This is a genomic window from Palaeococcus ferrophilus DSM 13482 (assembly GCF_000966265.1).
Taxonomy (GTDB): domain Archaea; phylum Methanobacteriota_B; class Thermococci; order Thermococcales; family Thermococcaceae; genus Palaeococcus; species Palaeococcus ferrophilus.
Genome location: NZ_LANF01000019.1, coordinates 162,726 through 176,142 on the forward strand (window position 1 = coordinate 162,726; position 13,417 = coordinate 176,142).

A 13,417-nucleotide genomic window follows, 5' to 3' on the forward strand; every position below is an offset into this window, starting at 1 on the left:
ACTACTCTATCATGACGAGCCCGTACAAAACACTTTCGGAGAAGTTAATCTCCGTGATGCTCGAGAGCTCTATCCCCACCGCATCTATGCTGGGCCTCACCTTCTCTGGCATCCTGCATTCACCTGTTCTTTCGAAGGGGCAGTCAAGGCAGAGGTTGCAGTTGCCGGGGAAGAGGGCAAAGGCGTAGGCTTTTCCCTCCCTGAAAAGCTTGTTCTCAAGCTCGAGGAGGTGATTGAGAACCTCACGCTTCTCCTCCTCGAAACGGGAGTAGTCCACCTCGAACTTCACGAGGAGGGCCCTTCTGTAGCTCCTCACCCACTCCCTGGCCTCACCCCACGGGGGAGCGTGGGGAGGGCACGAGGGCCTCTTCCCGTACATGGGACAGGAGCGGCACTTCCACACGGGGCGGGGCGAGACGGTGATATCCTCCGCCTCAACCTCCCTTGTGAGGATTACTCTCATTCCTCTCCCTCGAGCTCATAAACGACCACGCGGACGCGCTTCCCCTTTAGGGCCTCCTTGAGCGTCCACCAGAGCTCGGTTGGCCTTTCCTGTCGGTGTATAATCTCGTCGTTCTCCCTTATTTTGACGCGCTCCACTTTCACCTCGTAGAAGACACCCTCCCTGTTGAAGAGCTCCTTCATGATTCATCCCTCCTTAGGATTCTCATAAGCTCCGTGAGGGTTCTCAACTCGTAGTCGGCAAAGTGGTAATCTTCTTCACCGGAGCGGTTTATCCACACGGCCCTCATGCCAACGTTCTTGGCGCCCATGACGTCCTGCGTTAGCGAATCTCCCACCATCATGGCCTCCTCGGGCTCAACCCCGAGGCGCTTGAGAGCCTCGAGGAATATTCTGGGCTCGGGTTTTATGGCCTTTACATCGTCGCGGGTTACGATGGTATCGAAGTAGCCGTCGAGTCCCACCACCCTGAGCTTCAGGCGCTGGTACTCGGGCCCGCTCGTTATTATCCCCAGCCTGTAGCCGTGTTCCCTGAGCCACTCGAGCATGGGTTTCGTGTCAGGGAACACGGTTATCTTGTGGGGATAGGCCCTCAAAAGCTCCTCGAACCTCAAGTCAACGTTGAACATCCGGAAGAAGAAGTTCCAGTCGTGCCAGTCGTAGGTGTCCCTCCTTCCCATAATCTCGGCAAGAAAACGCTCCCTGGCCTCTCCCTTCGTGATTCCAAACTTTCTGGAAATCTGCTCGTAGACCTGGGGCAGAAAGAGCATTATGAGGGACCTCTCGGATAGGAGCGTTTCGTCAATGTCGAAGAAGAGGGCCCTTACGCTCATCCCAATCACCACTTCTTGATTAGAAGCGCGAGGACTTCAACGTCATCGGCGACCTCTTCGTCTATCTGGACGCCCCATATGACGTCCTTCTCCTTTAGTATCTCCTGGAACCGGTGGAGCACCGTGTGGGCATGCGTAAGCGGAACGTTCTTCCCGGCGCGGATGCTTATCAGTCCCCTGTCCCATATTCCCCAGTGCCAGCTGAAGTCCACTTCATGAAGAAGCCTTATTATGCCGACGTTCCCGCCTCTGACCATGGCGAAGAAGTCCGCGTAGTCAACGTTAACGAGCATATCGTTCTCGAGGTAACGGTAGAGCTTTGAGAACATCCCGCCTATTCTCTTTCCGGCGTACTGGAAGGCTTCTTTTATCGAGGCCTCGCGGTACTCGTTGAGGACCTCCCACAGGGAGTCGTAGAACACCGTCTCAAAGTGCCTCGTCCAGGCCGGCCGCTTCATCGTGACGAGCTCCATGTAAGGGCTCAGCACATAGGCGAAGCGTACAACGTCCCGGGGTGCATAGAAATCCATGAGTTGGGCAATCTCAATATTCACGGGCTTGTTCTCAAAGACCAGCCACATTATGGCGTTCTCGGGAATGTTCTTGAAGAACTCCGCGACGCCTTCCACGAAGGTTCTCTTGTCGAGGAGGTAGTCGGAGGTGTCAACGATAACCCTCTGGGCGTCATTGACCTCGATGTTTCGCACGATGAGGGAGCCATTGTTCCCTATTCCTATGAAAATATGATTGAAAGGAAGCATGCAAAATCCCCTACTCGAGGGTAGCGTGCTTCCTCTTCATATCCTTTTCGGTCTTCTGGAAAGTCGCCATGAGGAGCGCTATGATTCCGTCGAGGAACACCATGGTGGAATCTTCAAAGAGCGTGCCCATAGGTGCCGTCCACTTGTACTCCGTGAGCATCTGCCTCGCGATGTAGTCGGTTGGAACGTCCGTCTTGGCCCTTCCGGGGATCGTCACCACAACGTCCGCTATCTTTCCGAGGGTCGAGTTGGCGTAGGAGGTTATGGCCACGACCTTTCCGCCCTGCTGCTTGGCTATCTCCGCGGCGTCAACTATCGTCTTGGTCTCTCCCGAACCGCTGATGGCTATGAGGAGGTCTCCCTCGCCGAAGGCAGGAGTTATGGTCTCACCCACGATGTAAACGTTGAAGTCGAGGTGCATGAGCCTCATCCCGAAGGCCTTGCCGACGAGACCGCTCCTTCCGGCGCCGTAGATGAATATCTTGTTCGCGCCTATCATGGCGTCAACCATTCCCCTGACCTCTTCGAGCTTGAGGGACTCTGAGACGTGCTCGATGTGCTCCGTTATGTCTTTCATCGCCTTCCTCACGGTCATCATGTACTCTCCCCAGAAGAGGTCTATAATCTGCCTCGTCACCTTTTCAGGGTCCTGGGCCTTTGTTATGGCACCGCCGACGATGATTATAGTGGCTCCAAGCTCTATGACCTTCGGTATCGTCTCGAGGTTGAGCCCTCCCGCAACTGCCACGGGGATTTTAACGGCCTTGATGACCTTCTCGAGGTCTTCGAGGGGGCTCTTGCCCTGGAGCTGTTCGTCTATCCCCGTGTGCACTAGGATGTAGTCAACGCCCATCGCCTCGAGCTCCTTGGCCCTCTTGACCTTGTCCTTGACGCCTATGAGGTCAACCATGACCCTGACGCCGTACCTTCTGGCGACCTTGACGGCGTCCTTTATGGTCTTATCGTCGGCGACCGCGAGAATAGAAACGACATCGGCGCCGTGTCTCGCCGCTATCTCCACCTCGAGGGCACCTGTGTCCATGGTCTTTAAATCGGCCACTATCTTCCTGTCCGGGAAGCGGCGCTTCATGAGTTCAACCGCCCTCATGCCCTCCGTCTTCACGAGGGGAGTTCCCACCTCGAGCCAGTGGGCGCCGCCGCGTGCCGCCTTTTCCGCTATGCTCATAGCCGTTTCGATATCCGTTAAGTCGAGCGCAACCTGAAGTATCATCTTTAGTACCTCCAGAGGCTGTCGGCTTAACATCAATAGTCCACTTCTTAAGCTTAACCCTTGGACGTTTTGCCATGAAAGTGGCAATCAGAAGAGACCTATCTCCATGACCTCCTCCTCGCCCTAAAGGATGGGGTTTTCACAGAGGAAACCCCTACCCCAAGGGCGGAGAGGTTCGAGGGGTCTTCATTAGAACCCAATTTACGTTGGGTTCTTCGAACTCCTCTGGGGTGGCCATACCCCCATTACCCCTACCCCCAGCTAAAGCTGGAAGGCTCGGGGTTATGCTTCCTATGGCTTTTTTCAAAATATTGAAAGCACCAACCAACTCAGCATTCATAACGACACCCTCCCTATGGCACTTAAACAAACCTCTAACAAAGCGAGCATTCTTATGGCGTTGGCCACAGAGAGGGCAAACCTGAGAAGTGAAAGCCTCATCAACGAGCTTAACCACAATACCTCCTGATTTGAGGCTGATTTTTAGAATTCTCTACCCCGCCCTAAAAAGGGCGAGGCTTGTTAAAAGAGAAAGTCAGAACCCTCTCCACCTCGAGGAACTCCTCCTCGGAGAGGGGTAGCGTTGGGCTTCTTGGGTACCCTACCTCAAGCCCGAGGAGCCTCATGGCTTCTTTTATCGCGCTCAGCTGGTTGTGGCTCTTCACGAGAACCTCGTTGAGGAGGTTGAGCTTGAGCTGGAGCTTTCTGGCCCTCTCGAGCTGGTTCTCCGTGAAGGCCCTGTAGAGCTCAACGCACATCCTCGGGGCCACGTTGGCTATGGCCACAACCGCCCCCTGGGCGCCGAGACTAAGCGCCGGGAAAATCATGTCTCCCGTCCCAGCGAGAACGCTCACCTCATCCCCAAGCCGCCTCACGAGTTCCGCTATCCTCGACACTTCACCACTCGAGTCCTTTATGGCTATTATGTTGGAGTGCTCCTCGGCGAGGGCCTGTATGACATCAAGGGGGATGTTATAGCCCGTGAACTTGGGCACGTTGTAGAGCACTATAGGGGCGTCAACGCTTTCGGCGATCCTCGAGTAGTGGTGGTAAATCTCCCTCGGGGAGGGCTTGAAGTAGAACGGGGGAGCTATGAGGAGGGCATCAACCCCGAGGTCCCACGCCTCCCACGAGAACTCCACGGTTTCCTTCGTGGACGGGTAAGCCGTGCCCGCTATAACTGGAACGCGGCCGTTAACGCTCTCAAGAACCGTTTTAATAACGTGAAGCCTCTCCTCCCGTGAGAGGTAGGGGAATTCGCCGTTGCTTCCGAGGGTTACGAGTCCCGAAACTCCCGAGAAGATGAAGTACTCAACGAGCTCTCCAAGGGCCTCATCATTGACGCTCTCATCCTCGCGGAAGGGGGTAACGTGGGGAACGAGTATTCCCTCAAGCAACGGCAACACCTGAAAATAAAACGCGGAGAAAGTTAAAAAGTGTTTTGCTTTAGAGAGTCCAGCACGACCTTGAGGACCCTCTCATCGTTCACCGCTATTATGTTTCCCTTTTCCTCGGCGCTGAGCGAGAACCTTAGCTCTTTCCCCTCGGTGTCCATCACTATGGCCCCGGCTTCCCTCGCTATGAGCACCCCTGCGGCTATGTCCGTCGGCCTGACGTAGTTTCTAATGTCGAGAACCCCGTCAATAGCTCCCCTCGCGAGATAGGCTAGCTCGAGAGCCACAGCCCCCAGAACGCGCGTTCTCTTTACCCGCTTTATGAGTTCCAGTCCCCAACCGCGGGTGTAGAAGCTCAGCGCATACTTACCTTCCTCGGCCTTCCTCACGCGTATCCTCTCCCCGTTCAAGTAGGCGCCCTCCCCGGCGATGGCCTCGTAAACGTTGCCCGTTACGAACTCGTATATCATGCCGTAGAGGGGATTCTCGTTTTTGAATACCGCGAAGCTGAATGCAAAGATGGGAATGCCGCTCACGAAGTTGTAGGAGCCGTCAATGGGGTCAACCACCACAGTGTACTCACTCTCGCCCGTGATGGTACCCACTTCCTCGCTAACGATGTTCACCCCGAGAGGCGAAAGCCGGTTGAGTATTACGTTCTCCGCCACACTGTCCACGAACTTCGTCACGTCCCCACTTGGGCTCCTTCCCACGGTTCTGGCCGCCTTTTTTGTACCGAAGAGCGGCATTACTGCCTTTTCAACCTCCTTTGCGAGCTCAAGAGAGATTTCGTTCCACTCCATACTCACACCCCCATAAGCATTCTGAGCAGGTTCCTCGTCCCGGGGGCGAAGCCCAGTATGAACATCACCGTCTTTATGAAGTCCATGAGTTCCCTGTCGGCTTCGGTCTCCTCTATCTCGTCCATCAGGTAGAGGGCCACCGCCAGAACGGTGAACTTGAGGAGGTACATGACCGCGGCCGTCCCCGTGAGGTCTATGAGGTAGCGCGGGAGCACGTGCTGCTCCCAGTAGCCCAGGAAGTCAACCCCAACGAAGGTGGTCGTTGCGTCGTAGAAGTGGGCGTAAAAGAGGTAGCTGTTTCTCTCGATGAGCGGAAACTCCCTTGAGAGGAAGTAAATCACGGCCAGCGCGATGGATGCCAGGGGCACGAAGTAGAGGAGCACCCTCGTGTTGAACTCTATCTTGTCGAGGTGGGACAGGAGGAGGATGAACTCGACGCCGACGAGTGTCCAGCCGGTGTAGAGGAAGGCCCTTCTCCAGTCCTCAAATGCCCTGTGGGTTATGAGGAGTGCTGAGAACGTTATTATGAAGGTTGAGATGTATATCCCCGGCGTTACGGTGAGGTACGTCCTCGGGATTATGCCCGCGTCGGTGAGGGCCCGTCCAAAGGCACCGAGAATCATGTAGGGGATGAGGGCCCTGAAAAACGCCTTATCATACTTTATGCCCAGCCTCTTGAGGATTTTGTACACCCCAAGGGCGGCCAGCCCGAGGATTACGGCGTAGGTGAGCGTGTTGACTGTGTTGTAGCCTTCGTTGTACTTTATCGGGTCCACGAAGTACCTCTGGAAGACTTCCCAAGCTCCCATTCTATCACCAGCCCATATAGGAGTGGGAGGGTTAAATGCTTTTCCTACGGGTGAAGCCAATTATTTTTTAAGGTCTGAGGGCGTAGGAATAAGAGGTGATGCTCATGCACTTAATGGAGCTTCCCAGGGAGGTCCTTCTCGGCGAGAACCTGAAGGACAGGGTTGGTGAGGTTGCGAGAAGGCTCAAGTTGGGAGAAAACGCTCTCGTTCTCTACGGGCCGAAAACCAAGGAAATAGCCGGAAGAGAAGTGGAGGAAAACCTCGAGGGAGCCTACAACGTAACCCACGTTGAAATACGGGAGGCCTCTATGGAGGAGATAAGGAGGACGGAGATGCTGATAAAAGAGGCCGCGATAAACTGGGCCGTGGCGGTCGGCGGGGGAAGTGTGATAGACGTTGCGAAACTCGCCTCCTACCGCGCGGACATACCATTCGTAAGTTTCCCAACGACAGCGTCCCACGACGGAATAGCGAGCGCGAACGCCTCCATAAAGGATTTAGGGGCGAAAACCTCCGTCAAGGCCCGCCCGCCCATAGCGGTCATAGCGGACGTTAAGGTTATTAAGACAGCGCCCTATCGTTTTCTGGCCGCGGGAGTGGGTGACATAATAAGCAACCTAACGGCCGTCAGGGACTGGCAGCTCGCCCACCGCATCAGGGGAGAGTACTACAGCGAATACGCCGCTTCGCTCTCTCTCATGAGCGCCAAGATGATAATAAAAAACGCCGACATAATACGCCTCGGCAACGAGGAGTCCGTAAGGAAAGTGGTGAAGGGCCTCATCTCGAGCAGCGTCGCAATGAGCATAGCAGGTTCTTCAAGACCGGCCAGCGGTGCGGAACACCTCTTCAGTCATGCGCTCGATGCCATAGCACCAAAACCTGCCCTCCATGGGGAGCAGACGGGGGTGGGCACGATAATAACCGCCTACCTCCACGGCCTCAAGTGGGAGCGCATAAGGGACACCCTGAGGAAGGTAAGGGCCCCAACGAACGCCTACGAACTCGGTATTGAGCCCGAGTACATAGTGAAGGCCCTCACGATTGCACACACCATAAGGCCAGAGCGCTACACAATACTCGGCCGGGACGGCCTCACATGGGAAGCGGCAGAAAAAGCCGCAAGAATAACGGGAGTAATATGACTATCATCGTTCACGGAGGTGTTTAAAATGGTGGTCACTCTGGTTGGGGAAAAACTTGCAAAGCCGGGAGTCGAGTTCATTTTCTACGGCCCGGCTGACCCCTGCAGGACGTGCAAGCTCGCAAGGGTCTGCGTTGGAAACCTCGAAAAGGGAAGGCGCTACAAGGTGGTGAGGATACGCAACATAGAGCACTCGTGTCCCCTACACGAGGGGAAGGTCAGGGTCGTTGACGTCGTCGAGCCGGCCATAGACATAGCTATCGAACCGCGCTACGCCATCGTTGGCTCTAAGATGCGCCTCTCCTTTGTTAACTGTAATGATGAGGATAAGAGGGAAGTGATAAGGCCGGAAGGCCTCTTTGAGGGGGACACGGTTAAGATAGTCGAGCTCGTCGGCGACATCGAGTGCGGCGGGAAGCACTACAAGATAGCCCGCGTCATGAGGGAGAAGGAAGAGTAACCCTTCTGCCGTAACCGGCAACCTTTTTAATTTTCCCTCCCAGCTTTTCTCGGTGAAGGTTATGAACTGCACGAAGGATTACTGCGTTAAGGACATCTCGTTAGCGCCGAGCGGGGAGAAAAAGATAGACTGGGTCTCCCGCTTCATGCCCGTTCTCCAAAGCATCAGGGCCGATTTTGAGAAGAGGAGGCCTTTCAAGGGAGTCCGGATAGCGGCAACGCTCCACCTTGAGATGAAGACGGCCTTTCTCCTCCTAACGCTCAAAGCGGCCGGAGCCGAGGTTTCAGCGGCCGCGAGCAACCCGCTGAGTACGCAGGATGACGTTGTCGCTGCCCTTGCGAAGGCAGGCGTCAAGGTCTACGCGATTAGAGGAGAGGACAGGGAACAGTACTACGAGTTCATGCACAAGGCCCTTGACATCAGGCCGAACATCATCATAGACGATGGAGCAGACATGGTTTCAACCGTTCTCAAGGAGAGGGGGGAGCTCATCCCTGACCTCTGGGGCGCGAGCGAAGAGACCACAACCGGCGTCATAAGGCTCCGCGCCATGGAGAAGGACGGCGTTCTGAAGTTCCCGATCATAGCCGTGAACGATTCCTACACCAAATACCTCTTCGACAACCGCTACGGGACGGGACAGTCCACTTGGGACGGCATAATAAGGACGACGAACCTCCTGGTGGCTGGTAAAAACGTCGTCGTTGTCGGCTACGGCTGGTGCGGAAGGGGCATAGCCATGCGCGCCCGCGGACTGGGGGCAACTGTTATCGTCGTCGAGGTTGACCCGATAAGGGCCCTTGAAGCTAGAATGGACGGCTTCCTCGTCATGAACATGATGGAAGCGGCGAAGGTAGGCGACATCTTTGTGACCTCGACCGGAGATATCAACTGCATACGCAGAGAGCACTTCGAGGTCATGAAGGACGGAGTTATAATGGCCAACGCCGGCCACTTCGATGTGGAGATTTCCAAGCCCGACCTTGAGGCCCTCGCGGTTGAGATAAACGAGCCGAGGCCGAACATCACGGAGTACAAGATGGCCGATGGAAGGAGACTGTACCTCTTAGCCGAGGGCAGGCTGGTGAATTTAGCGGCTGCGGACGGTCACCCCGCGGAGATAATGGACATGAGCTTTGCCCTCCAGGCGAAGGCGGCAGAATACATCAAGGAGAACCGCGGAAGGCTTGAGCCAAAGGTCTACGTCCTCCCGAGGGAGATAGACGAGATGGTGGCGAGGATCAAGCTCGCCTCGATGGGGATTAATATTGAGGAGCTCACGGAGGAGCAGAGGCGCTATCTGGCCAGCTGGGAGCACGGGACGTGATTTTTCTTTTCCATTTTCAGAATTTGTTTTGACTGGCGACCCATGCGATTAGTATTCCACCAGGGAGACCAATGACGACAGCTTCAAGGAGCACTCTGGAATACTGCATATGTCCAAGCACAACCATGGTAACGGCCAGCAGTAATTCCACACTAGCAGCCGCGAATATTGCAGCGTAAAGGGAAGTTCGCTTTATTAGACTTGCAGTCACAATAAATGGGATCACCAGCACACTGAAACCCATGAAGAGGCCTTTTAAGATACCGCGTATAGGGTCATTCCAGAAGTCACCGGTAACTATTCCTGCATGAGATGTGAAAATCATTAGAAAAACAACAAACAACATTCCGAGTGCAAGCTTTTTGGCCTCCATTGGCCTTCACCTCTAAGCTCCATGATACTCGCACCCAGTGCCCCACTCGAGACAACTTTCTTCGATACAGAAATAGCAATTTGCAACTACGCAAGCAGTACATACTAGACATCCTATCGGATTTATCAGACATATTGTTGCTCCTGCACCACATACTAACCCACACCGTCCAGCATTAACACAACAATCAATTGCGTAATTCCTGTTATAGGAACAGCAATATTCGGTACAGAATTCTCGGGGATATGAACAATCTGAGTTGCTGGTGCATTTATGTCTACAACTACTTAATACTGTGAGCTTGCCTCCATTCACGCTTACCAATTTAGGTCTCAGTTTACCCTGAGAAAGTTCAATTAGGTATCCTCTTACTTTCACCCCTTGCACCGGCTTTGAGAACTCGTAGAGGGCTATGACATGCTTCTTGTCCTTCAGTGGGATTCCCATGGCGAGCATTGTTATATTCTCTCCATTGTACTCAAGAGTGTGTTTTACAATCTTGACGTGGGAGTAATCTACCTGCCAAGGTTTTGCCAGCTTCCGGAAGTCCCTGCTCATTGCCAGCTTGAAGAATACATGAACCTTAGAAAAATTCTCTTCGACATTATTGACAGGTTTAACAGCCTTAAACGGGTTCACACAGCCTTCAACTTCCGGGTACTTGGGGTAGCTGACCACGTATGCTCCATACGCTCCAACAATAAGGAAGATCACAAATACGGCCAGCAGTGCACGCCTCCGCATCGACCCCCCCCAACAAGATTTTGCATTAGAATTTTTTCACCCATCATATATAACACTTTCGCTTGAAATAAGTCTGGATTTTGGGAGTTTATTTTTAATCGGATTTACTATCGTAATGACCAATTTCGACCACATCAAAACGCTCTTATAGTGAAAACACAATCTCTCCGTGGCCGCTATAAGCAAGTGGGCAGCCCCTGAAGTGGTGGCAGTGAAAAGTGTTTGGGGTTTTTAAACTACATTCACAGTGATGCCTATGGAGTTTGAGCCCTTCAAAATCACTCCAGTCGGCTACGTGAGAAAGGACGAGGAGCTTCAAGAGACATTCATCGAAATCCTCCCGGAGTTCAGAGAAGCCATTGAAGGTCTTCGAGAGGGCGACTGGATAAAGCTTATCCTCTGGTTCCATCTTAGCGACACGCCCGAGAAAAGGAGAACCCTCAAAGTCCACCCGCGGGGAGATCCGGAGAACCCCCTTAGGGGCGTTTTTGCCACGCGCTCGCCCGTCAGGCCCAACCCCATAGCGCTCTACACCGTCCGGATACACAGCGTCGAAGGAAACCGGCTCTACATAGACTGGATTGACGCACATGATGGAACGCCGGTCGCCGACATAAAGCCCTTTGTAGCGAGGTTCGACTGTCCGGAGAAGACTGTTGGGGAGTGAACTCTTAAAGGCCCTCATCTTTTCGATTGGGCTCTTGAAAGGGCCAAAGGGAGCTGGCCCATTGGATTTCCTCTGCCCTCTTTAATTCCGAAAATTTTAAAAAGTTCGCTTTTTACGTTAAATCATGGTCAACAAATCCGGAGTGATATTCGTTATAATGGCAATCGCCTCACTCGGCCTGCTTTATGCGGTGGGGGAGGACGTACCACCTAAAACGCTCAGCACGGCGGAAGAGGGGGACATTGTCGTCTTCAACGGCCTCTGCGTGTACAACGGCAGCTTTTCCGTGCTCTTCAATGGGAGTGATGATGTAAGGCTTTCCCGGCGGCTCGAGGTGGGGAAGGTCTACACCGTGAGGGGGAAGCTCTCTGGTGAAAGCTGGTTGAGGCCACTTGAGGTGAACGAAAGCGAACCGGGGTTCCCCCTCGAGACGTTCGAGGGCGCGCTGTGGAAGGGGCGCCTTATAACCGAAGGGGGAAAGTTAAAGCTCAGCAGGCCCATCGGGGAGGATGGGCACCTCGTGGTAATCAAAGGGCTCCTGTACGGTTCCACTCTCTTTCCCCTCGAGTGGAAGGACTTGGAGAAGCCAAAGGAACCCACGGACGGCTACCCCTTCGAGCTCAGCGGCACCGTTCTCTACGGCGGAAACCCCGCAACCCTCTGGAGCGACGAGGAGGTTAGGGTTTACCTGCCCTACGGCTTAAGCCTCTCCACGGGCGAGCGCGTTAGGGTTAGGGGTATAGCCGCGCTCCGCTCCGTGCTGACCGTGTATGTGGAGGATATTGGGGACGTCGAGAGGCTCGGTGAGCCCCTGGAGAGACCCCTGGGGGAGGAGAAGGTGGGGGAGGTGGCAGCATCCACGTGTGCCGTGATCTCCTCCTCGCGCTTCCTGAGGCTCAACTGCACGGATTTAAGGCTCTACAACGCCCGCGCCCGCGTGGGGGATGTTATAAAGTTCCGGGCCCTGAGGAGGGAAAACTCACTCTACGCCCTCGACTACACCGTTGTGGTGAAGCGGGAGGCCCTCCCCAACTCCATATGCTCCCCCCGGGAAGGGGTGGTTAAAATCGCTGGGAAGGTTGAGTGGGGGAGGGAGTACAAAAACGGGTTCGGACTGGCAAACGTGAGTGAAAACGGCTGCTGGGTCCTGCTGAAGCTCCCAAAGCGTCTTGGGGTCACCGTGAAGGAGAACGATAGCGTTACGGCCTTTGGGGAGTTCACGACCTATCGCGGGATGCCGGCCTTTGAGGTGAGGGGAAGGGAGGACGTATGCTTGGCGAGCTCCTCCTCGGGATAGCCGGGGGAAGCGTTACGGGAATAACCCCGGGAATACACACGAACACGCTCTCCTCCCTCGTCCGGGGTGTGGACTTCGGGGTTTTCCTTATGCTCTACGCCATGGGGCTGACCCACACGTTCCTCGATGCGGTTCCCTCGGCGTTTTTAGGGGTACCCGATGAGGGCACAGAGCTCGCCGTTCTCCCCGCCCACAGGCTTGCCCTCAAGGGGAGGGCGCTTGAGGTGGTGGCCATAGCCCTCAGGGCGAGTCTGATGGCGGTGCTGTTTTCCCTGGCCTTTCTGCCCCTCTATGCCCTTATAGCCCCCCTCTACCGGCAGGGGATGGGAAGGTACCTCGTTTTCCTCCTCTTTTTTCTGCTCGTGGCAACGGAGAGGGGCGTAAAGCGGCTGGCCGCGGTTACAGTCTTTCTACTATCCGGGGCCTTTGGCATTCTTCTCGAGGGTCTGCCCCTGAAGCAGGCCTACTACCATGCCTTCGCGGGCCTCTTTGGCGTCCCCACGATAGTTTTGAGCGGGGAAGGCAGGATTGAAGGGAACGATACGGAGATACTCATGCCGCGGGCACGGTTTGTTGTTTATTCCTTTCTGGGGACGCTTCTCGGGGGTGCCGCTTCACTGTTTCCTGCGTTCACATCCTCGCAGGCGGCCATGCTGGCGACTTTCTTCTCACGTGACGAGAGGGCTTTCCTCACCGTGGCCTTCTCCGTGAACACGTCCAACTTCGTGCTCTCCCTTGCGAACTTCTACCTAACTGGCCGAACCAGAAACGGCGTTCTCGTGGCCCTTCGCGAATACCCCCTTGCCGCCGCCGAGTTCAGGGCCCTTCTCGTAGCTTCCCTCTTTGTGGCGTTCCTCGTGAACCTCTACGGCATTCATCTGGCGCGGGCATTGTTGCGCATAATCTCGCGCCTTGACTACAGGAAGCTGAACATCTCAACGCTCCTGATGCTGATTTTCCTATCGCTGTATTTTGATGGGTCTCTGGGTCTCCTGACGCTCTTGACAGGCTCTCTGATAGGGCTGAGCGCCGTAAAACTTGGCGTCAAGAGAACAAACTGCATGGGGGTGCTCATGCTCCCTATAATGCTTGGAAAATGAAGAGGACAAAGG

The 13,417-nt window shown here is 54.8% G+C and carries 17 protein-coding genes; 6 read left to right on the forward strand and 11 right to left on the reverse strand.

Annotation, left to right across the window (positions count from 1 at the left end; all coding sequences use genetic code 11):
• Position 1: 1 nt before the first annotated feature.
• The 9 genes from PFER_RS10730 to PFER_RS10770 all read right to left on the reverse strand — a co-directional run bounded on the left by PFER_RS10730 (position 2) and on the right by PFER_RS10770 (position 6,293).
• Complete coding sequence (locus PFER_RS10730) at positions 2–463, reverse strand: DUF2284 domain-containing protein (RefSeq protein WP_048152137.1); 462 nt, start codon at positions 461–463, stop codon at positions 2–4.
• A complete protein-coding gene (locus PFER_RS10735; protein ID WP_048152140.1) occupies positions 460–645 on the reverse strand; it encodes a hypothetical protein in 186 nt (61 codons plus the stop codon). The genes PFER_RS10730 and PFER_RS10735 overlap by 4 nt, the downstream gene beginning before the upstream one ends.
• Positions 642–1,295, reverse strand: coding sequence for a TIGR02253 family HAD-type hydrolase (locus tag PFER_RS10740; RefSeq protein ID WP_048152143.1), 654 nt, complete (start codon positions 1,293–1,295; stop codon positions 642–644). The genes PFER_RS10735 and PFER_RS10740 overlap by 4 nt, the downstream gene beginning before the upstream one ends.
• Positions 1,296–1,300: 5 nt before the next feature.
• Positions 1,301–2,056 (reverse strand): FtsZ/tubulin family protein, encoded by a 756-nt coding sequence (locus PFER_RS10745; RefSeq protein WP_048152145.1) that lies wholly within the window; start codon positions 2,054–2,056, stop codon positions 1,301–1,303.
• A 10-nt stretch (positions 2,057–2,066) separates the two neighbouring features.
• Positions 2,067–3,287 carry a bifunctional 3-hexulose-6-phosphate synthase/6-phospho-3-hexuloisomerase gene (hxlAB, locus tag PFER_RS10750; protein WP_048152148.1) on the reverse strand — a complete coding sequence of 407 codons (1,221 nt, stop codon included), beginning with the start codon at positions 3,285–3,287 and terminating at the stop codon, positions 2,067–2,069.
• Positions 3,288–3,441: 154 nt separating this feature from the next.
• A complete protein-coding gene (locus PFER_RS10755; protein ID WP_281175732.1) occupies positions 3,442–3,777 on the reverse strand; it encodes a zinc ribbon domain-containing protein in 336 nt (111 codons plus the stop codon).
• Between the two features lie 13 nt (positions 3,778–3,790).
• Positions 3,791–4,693, reverse strand: coding sequence for a 4-hydroxy-tetrahydrodipicolinate synthase (dapA, locus tag PFER_RS10760; protein WP_245612551.1), 903 nt, complete (start codon positions 4,691–4,693; stop codon positions 3,791–3,793).
• Between the two features lie 23 nt (positions 4,694–4,716).
• Positions 4,717–5,484, reverse strand: coding sequence for a bifunctional fructose-bisphosphatase/inositol-phosphate phosphatase (locus PFER_RS10765; RefSeq protein ID WP_048152156.1), 768 nt, complete (start codon positions 5,482–5,484; stop codon positions 4,717–4,719).
• Positions 5,485–5,486: 2 nt separating this feature from the next.
• Complete coding sequence (locus PFER_RS10770) at positions 5,487–6,293, reverse strand: DUF63 family protein (RefSeq protein ID WP_048152160.1); 807 nt, start codon at positions 6,291–6,293, stop codon at positions 5,487–5,489.
• A 104-nt stretch (positions 6,294–6,397) separates the two neighbouring features.
• On the opposite strand from PFER_RS10770, the gene PFER_RS10775 reads away from it, so the two are divergent.
• The 3 genes from PFER_RS10775 to PFER_RS10785 all read left to right on the forward strand — a co-directional run bounded on the left by PFER_RS10775 (position 6,398) and on the right by PFER_RS10785 (position 9,224).
• The gene (locus PFER_RS10775; protein WP_048152163.1) at positions 6,398–7,438 is read left to right on the forward strand and encodes an NAD(P)-dependent glycerol-1-phosphate dehydrogenase; all 1,041 of its coding nucleotides are present in this window, start codon (positions 6,398–6,400) and stop codon (positions 7,436–7,438) included.
• 27 nt (positions 7,439–7,465) lie between these two features.
• Positions 7,466–7,897, forward strand: a complete 432-nt coding sequence (locus PFER_RS10780; RefSeq protein ID WP_048152165.1) for a UPF0179 family protein — start codon at positions 7,466–7,468, stop codon at positions 7,895–7,897.
• Positions 7,898–7,958: 61 nt separating this feature from the next.
• The gene (locus tag PFER_RS10785; RefSeq protein ID WP_048152167.1) at positions 7,959–9,224 is read left to right on the forward strand and encodes an adenosylhomocysteinase; all 1,266 of its coding nucleotides are present in this window, start codon (positions 7,959–7,961) and stop codon (positions 9,222–9,224) included.
• A gap of 16 nt (positions 9,225–9,240) precedes the next feature.
• Here the strand turns inward: PFER_RS10785 and PFER_RS10790 are convergent, their stop codons facing one another.
• The gene (locus tag PFER_RS10790; RefSeq protein WP_048152169.1) at positions 9,241–9,597 is read right to left on the reverse strand and encodes a hypothetical protein; all 357 of its coding nucleotides are present in this window, start codon (positions 9,595–9,597) and stop codon (positions 9,241–9,243) included.
• A 12-nt stretch (positions 9,598–9,609) separates the two neighbouring features.
• Positions 9,610–10,341 carry a hypothetical protein gene (locus tag PFER_RS10795; RefSeq protein ID WP_048152171.1) on the reverse strand — a complete coding sequence of 244 codons (732 nt, stop codon included), beginning with the start codon at positions 10,339–10,341 and terminating at the stop codon, positions 9,610–9,612.
• Between the two features lie 250 nt (positions 10,342–10,591).
• On the opposite strand from PFER_RS10795, the gene tsaA reads away from it, so the two are divergent.
• The 3 genes from tsaA (at position 10,592) to PFER_RS10810 (ending at position 13,405) form a co-directional block, all read left to right on the forward strand.
• Positions 10,592–11,008, forward strand: a complete 417-nt coding sequence (gene tsaA, locus PFER_RS10800; protein WP_245612553.1) for a tRNA (N6-threonylcarbamoyladenosine(37)-N6)-methyltransferase TrmO — start codon at positions 10,592–10,594, stop codon at positions 11,006–11,008.
• 124 nt (positions 11,009–11,132) lie between these two features.
• Positions 11,133–12,305 (forward strand): hypothetical protein, encoded by a 1,173-nt coding sequence (locus PFER_RS10805; protein ID WP_048152176.1) that lies wholly within the window; start codon positions 11,133–11,135, stop codon positions 12,303–12,305.
• Positions 12,278–13,405: a tripartite tricarboxylate transporter permease gene (locus tag PFER_RS10810; protein WP_048152179.1), complete on the forward strand. Its 1,128-nt coding sequence runs from the start codon at positions 12,278–12,280 to the stop codon at positions 13,403–13,405. Before PFER_RS10805 ends, PFER_RS10810 begins: the two co-directional genes overlap by 28 nt.
• Positions 13,406–13,417: the final 12 nt, after the last annotated feature.

What these genes read in the sequence shown, in the direction of transcription:
- tsaA (WP_245612553.1), top strand. Translation starts at nt 10,592, where the DNA reads ATGCCTATGGAGTTTGAGCCCTTCAAAATCACTCCAGTCGGCTACGTG.
- PFER_RS10730 (WP_048152137.1), bottom strand. Translation starts at nt 463, where the DNA reads ATGAGAGTAATCCTCACAAGGGAGGTTGAGGCGGAGGATATCACCGTC.
- PFER_RS10795 (WP_048152171.1), bottom strand. Translation starts at nt 10,341, where the DNA reads ATGCGGAGGCGTGCACTGCTGGCCGTATTTGTGATCTTCCTTATTGTT.
- PFER_RS10805 (WP_048152176.1), top strand. Translation starts at nt 11,133, where the DNA reads ATGGTCAACAAATCCGGAGTGATATTCGTTATAATGGCAATCGCCTCA.
- PFER_RS10735 (WP_048152140.1), bottom strand. Translation starts at nt 645, where the DNA reads ATGAAGGAGCTCTTCAACAGGGAGGGTGTCTTCTACGAGGTGAAAGTG.
- PFER_RS10745 (WP_048152145.1), bottom strand. Translation starts at nt 2,056, where the DNA reads ATGCTTCCTTTCAATCATATTTTCATAGGAATAGGGAACAATGGCTCC.
- PFER_RS10810 (WP_048152179.1), top strand. Translation starts at nt 12,278, where the DNA reads ATGCTTGGCGAGCTCCTCCTCGGGATAGCCGGGGGAAGCGTTACGGGA.
- PFER_RS10765 (WP_048152156.1), bottom strand. Translation starts at nt 5,484, where the DNA reads ATGGAGTGGAACGAAATCTCTCTTGAGCTCGCAAAGGAGGTTGAAAAG.
- PFER_RS10740 (WP_048152143.1), bottom strand. Translation starts at nt 1,295, where the DNA reads ATGAGCGTAAGGGCCCTCTTCTTCGACATTGACGAAACGCTCCTATCC.
- PFER_RS10790 (WP_048152169.1), bottom strand. Translation starts at nt 9,597, where the DNA reads ATGGAGGCCAAAAAGCTTGCACTCGGAATGTTGTTTGTTGTTTTTCTA.
- PFER_RS10775 (WP_048152163.1), top strand. Translation starts at nt 6,398, where the DNA reads ATGCACTTAATGGAGCTTCCCAGGGAGGTCCTTCTCGGCGAGAACCTG.
- PFER_RS10770 (WP_048152160.1), bottom strand. Translation starts at nt 6,293, where the DNA reads ATGGGAGCTTGGGAAGTCTTCCAGAGGTACTTCGTGGACCCGATAAAG.
- PFER_RS10785 (WP_048152167.1), top strand. Translation starts at nt 7,959, where the DNA reads ATGAACTGCACGAAGGATTACTGCGTTAAGGACATCTCGTTAGCGCCG.
- PFER_RS10780 (WP_048152165.1), top strand. Translation starts at nt 7,466, where the DNA reads ATGGTGGTCACTCTGGTTGGGGAAAAACTTGCAAAGCCGGGAGTCGAG.
- hxlAB (WP_048152148.1), bottom strand. Translation starts at nt 3,287, where the DNA reads ATGATACTTCAGGTTGCGCTCGACTTAACGGATATCGAAACGGCTATG.